This window comes from Variovorax sp. P4_D9 (assembly GCF_056401695.1).
In genome coordinates, this window is record NZ_JBFUIU010000728.1 from 1 (window position 1) to 4395 (window position 4395).

Sequence of the window (4395 nt, forward strand, 5' to 3'; positions counted from 1 at the left end):
CCCGGCAGCGGCGAGCCTAGGCCGGCGCCGGGCCGCCCCAAGGCGGCCTGCGGCCCCCTCGGGGGGCAGCGACCACACAAAGTGAGGGAGCGTGGGGGCCAGTCACCCTGGGCTGAAGCGGTCGACGCGGTCGGTGATGATACCGTCGGTGCCGAGGGAGAGCAGCCGCTCGACCGCCCGTTCGTCGTTCACTGTGTAGCTCAGCGCGCGCATTCCGGCGTCGTGCACCTGCGCCACTATCGCGCTGTCCCACAACGCGTAGTTGCAGACCACGGCGACGCAGCCGAGTTCGAGCGCCGTGGCGAGCCAACCCTCCTGCAGCGTGTCCAGCAGCAGGCCGCGCGGCAATTCGGGCTGGGTGGCGAGCGCCCCGCGAAGGGCGTCGGGCGCAAAGGAGGTGAGCAGGGGCGGCGGCAGGGCCGCGTCGTTCCAGAGCCGCGCGGCATGGCGGGCGACGACCTCGCCGGTCAGGCGCTCGATCCCGGGGGGCGGCTTGATCTCGATGTTCAGCGCGTAGCGGTTCGCCAGGCAGAAACGGATCAGGCCCTCGAGGCTCGCCAGCGGCTCGCCGGCGTAGCGGCGCGAATGCCAGGCACCGGCGTCGATCTGCGACAGCGCCTTCCATGGCAGGTCGCCTGCGACCCCGCGACCGCTGCTGGTGCGCTCGAGCGTTGCGTCATGCAAGAGGAAGGGCACGCCGTCGGCACTGAGCTTGGCGTCGCATTCGAACATGCGATAGCCGTACTCGGCGCCGACGCGGAAGGCGGCCAGCGTGTTCTCGGGCGCCAGCTTGCCGGCACCGCGATGGGCGATCCAGCGCGGGTAGGGCCAGGCAGCCGGCGCTGCGCTCATGCGCTTCTCTTCCCGGAACCRGCGTCGAACCAGTGGAGCTTGTCCTGGCGTGCCGCGATCTTGACGGTGTCGCCGGCGACCGGCGGCGTGTGGCCCTCGTCGACCCGCATGATCAGCTGCTCTTCGCCGATGCGGCCGTAGATCAGCCGCTCGGCGCCCAGCAGTTCGACATGCTCGACCTGGACCGACCAGCCGTTCGGATCGAGGCTCAGGTGTTCGGGCCGGATGCCGAGGATCATGCCGGGTCGGACGCCCGGCGCATGCCGCAGCAGGTTCATCGGCGGCGAGCCGATGAAGCTCGCGACGAAGGTGGTGGCGGGACGCGAATAGACCTCGTCGGGGGTGGCGAACTGGTCCATCACGCCGCCGTTCATGACGATGATCCGTTCGGCCAGCGTCATGGCCTCGACCTGGTCGTGSGTCACGAACAGCGAGGTGATGCCGAGCTCGCGGTGCAGCTTCTGGATCTCGAGCCGGGTCTGGGCGCGCAGCTTGGCGTCCAAGTTCGACAGCGGTTCGTCGAACAGGAACACCTTCGGCTGGCGCACGATGGCACGGCCCATGGCGACGCGCTGGCGCTGGCCGCCCGAGAGTTCGCGCGGCTTGCGTTCGAGCAGGTGGCCGAGTTCGAGGATCTTGGCCGCCTTGTCGACCCGGGTCTTGATCTCGGGCACCGGCACCTTGGCGATCTTCAGGCCGTATGCCATGTTGTCGAAGACCGTCATGTGCGGATAGAGCGCGTAGTTCTGGAACACCATCGCGATGTCGCGCTCGGACGGCTCGAGATTGTTGACGACGCGGTCGCCGATGCGGATCTCGCCGGCGCTGATCTCCTCCAGGCCCGCGACCATCCGCAGCAGAGTCGACTTGCCGCAGCCCGAAGGCCCCACGATGACGACGAATTCGTGGTCGGGGATCTCGGCGCTGACGCCGTGGATGACCTGGTTCGCCTTCGGCCCGTGGCCGTAGCGCTTGATGACGTTGCGAAGTGAGAGTGCAGCCATTGTTTCTAGTCAGTTGGGGACGGAGCAAATTGCTTCGCAACTTTGGTCTGTCCCGCAAAGTGATTTACTTTTCCGTATCCACCAGGCCTTTGACGAACCACTTCTGCATCAGGATCACGACCAGGGCGGGCGGCAGCATCGCCAGCAGCGCGGTCGCCATTACGATGTTCCATTCGTTCTGGCCGTCGCCGCCGGCGATCATGCGCTTGATGCCGATCACCACCGGGTACATGTCCTCGGTGGTGGTCGCGAGCAGCGGCCACAGGTACTGGTTCCAGCCATAGATGAACTGGATCACGAATAGCGCCGCGATCGAGGTCTTCGACAGCGGCAGCAGCACGTCCCAGAAGAAGCGCATCGGGCCGGCGCCGTCCATGCGGGCGGCCTCGATGAGTTCGTCGGGCACGGTCATGAAGAACTGCCGGAACAGGAAGGTGGCGGTCGCCGAGGCGATCAGCGGGATCGTCAGGCCGGCGTAGCTGTTGAGCATGCCGAGGTTCGAGACGACCTGGTAGGTCGGGCCGATGCGCACTTCGACCGGCAGCATCAGCGTCACGAAGATGGCCCAGAAGCACAGCGTCTTGAACGGAAAGCGGAAGTACACCACCGCGAACGCCGACAGCAGCGAGATCGCGATCTTGCCGAAGGTGATGACCAGTGCCGACACCAGGCTGACCCACATCATTCGAGCCACCGGCGCGGTCGATCCGGCGCCGGCCGTGCGGCCGAACAGGGCCGACTTGTAGGTCTCCCAGAGGTGGCCGCCGGGCAGAAGCGGCATCGGCGCTTGCACGATTTCCTGGGCCGTGTGGCTCGATGCCACGAAGGCCAGGTAGAGCGGGAAGGCGACGATCAGGACGCCGAAGATCATCACGGCATGGGCCAGGATGCCGAGGCTTGGGCTTCGTTCGACCATCAGTAGTTCACCTTCTTTTCGACGTAGCGGAACTGGATTACGGTGAGTACCACCACGATCGCCATCAACACCACCGACTGCGCGGCCGAGCCGCCGAGGTCCATCGCCTTGAAGCCGTCGTAGTAGACCTTGTAGACCAGGATCGAGGTCGCCCGGCCCGGTCCGCCCTGGGTCGCCGCATCGACGATCGCGAAGGTGTCGAAGAAGGCGTAGACGATGTTGATCACGAGCAGGAAGAAGGTGGTCGGCGACAGCAGCGGAAACTGCACCGTCCAGAAGCGGCGCAGGGGCCCGGCGCCGTCGATGGCGGCGGCCTCGATCAGAGACTTGGGAATCGACTGCAGGCCGGCCAGGAAGAACAGGAAGTTGTAGGAGATTTGCTTCCAGACCGCGGCCATCACGATCAGCGTCATGGCGTGGGTCGAGTTGAGCAGGTGGTTCCAGTCGATGCCGATCTTGCCGAGTGCGTAGGCGACCACGCCCAGGGAGGGCGAGAACATGAAGACCCACAGCACGGCGGCCACCGCGGGCGCCACGGCATAGGGCAGGATCAGCAGGGTCTTGTAGAGCATCGCTCCGCGCACGATGCGGTCCGCGAAGACGGCCAGCACGAGCGAGATCGTGAGCCCGAAGAAAGCCACCAGGATCGAGAACAGCGCCGTGGTCTCGAAGGAGTCGATGTACTTCGGGTCCGAGAACAACTGCTTGAAATTGTCGAAGCCGACCCATTCAGTCGCGGTGCCGAAGGCATCCTGCATCTGCATCGATTGCATCAGCGCCTGGCTGGCCGGCCAGAAGAAGAACACGATGATGACGGCCATTTGCGGCGCTAGCAGCGCCCAGGGCAGCCAGCCCGAGCGAAAGACGACGCGTTTTTCCATGAATCCCTCAAAAGAAACCCCGCCGGTTCTCAGGCCCGGCGGGGCTGCGAGTCTAACTGCGTCCGCCTGGTGGGCAGGCACCCTCCCCGCTTGGCAGGGAGGGCAGGGGTGGGGTGCCGACCTGGAAGCCCAAGGCGAAAAAGGCGTCAGCCTTTATTCGCCTTTTGGAAGCGTTCCAACTGCTCGTTGCCACGCGTCACGATCGCGTCGAGCGCTTCCTTGGCGGTCTTCTTGCCGCTCCAGACCTGTTCGAGTTCCTCGTCCTCGATGGCGCGGATCTGCACGTAGTTGCCCAGCCGGATGCCGCGGCTCTTGTCGGTCACCTTTCGGATCATCTGGGTCACGGCGACGTCAGTCCCCGGATGCTCCTTGTAGAAGCCCGACTTGTCGGTGAGCTGGTAGGCCGCCATGGTGATCGGCAGGTAGCCGGTGCGCTTGTGGCTGGCCGACTGCACGTCAGGTGTCGAGATGAAGCTGAAGAACTTGGCGATGCCCTTGTACTCTTCCGACTTCTTGCCTGCCATCACCCACAGGCTGGCGCCGCCGATGACCGTGTTCTGGGGCGCGCCCGGAACGTCGGGGTAGTAGGGCAGCGCGGTCAGGCCGTAGGCGAACTTGGCGTTCTTCGCCACGTTGCCGTAGAAACCGGACGAGGTGGCGATCATGGCGCACTCGCCGGACACGAACGACGCTTCGGGCACGTTGCCACGACCCTTGTAGATGAACAGGCCCTGCTTGGCCA

5 protein-coding genes are annotated in these 4395 nt (G+C 65.4%); all 5 read right to left on the reverse strand.

All coding sequences use genetic code 11. The features are described from left to right. Positions 1-102: 102 nt before the first annotated feature. Positions 103-852, reverse strand: coding sequence for a glycerophosphodiester phosphodiesterase (gene ugpQ, locus AC1DY5_RS43710; protein ID WP_478120655.1), 750 nt, complete (start codon positions 850-852; stop codon positions 103-105). Next, on the reverse strand, positions 849-1856 hold the full coding sequence (ugpC, locus tag AC1DY5_RS43715; protein WP_478120656.1) for a sn-glycerol-3-phosphate ABC transporter ATP-binding protein UgpC: 1008 nt from the start codon (positions 1854-1856) through the stop codon (positions 849-851). Before ugpC ends, ugpQ begins: the two co-directional genes overlap by 4 nt. Before the next feature lie 64 nt (positions 1857-1920). Next, positions 1921-2772 carry a sn-glycerol-3-phosphate ABC transporter permease UgpE gene (gene ugpE / locus AC1DY5_RS43720; RefSeq protein ID WP_478120657.1) on the reverse strand — a complete coding sequence of 284 codons (852 nt, stop codon included), beginning with the start codon at positions 2770-2772 and terminating at the stop codon, positions 1921-1923. After that, complete coding sequence (gene ugpA / locus AC1DY5_RS43725) at positions 2772-3653, reverse strand: sn-glycerol-3-phosphate ABC transporter permease UgpA (RefSeq protein ID WP_478120658.1); 882 nt, start codon at positions 3651-3653, stop codon at positions 2772-2774. Before ugpA ends, ugpE begins: the two co-directional genes overlap by 1 nt. 146 nt (positions 3654-3799) lie before the next feature. Further along, on the reverse strand, positions 3800-4395 hold a 596-nt coding region (locus tag AC1DY5_RS43730), incomplete at its 5' end, for an extracellular solute-binding protein (RefSeq protein ID WP_478120659.1).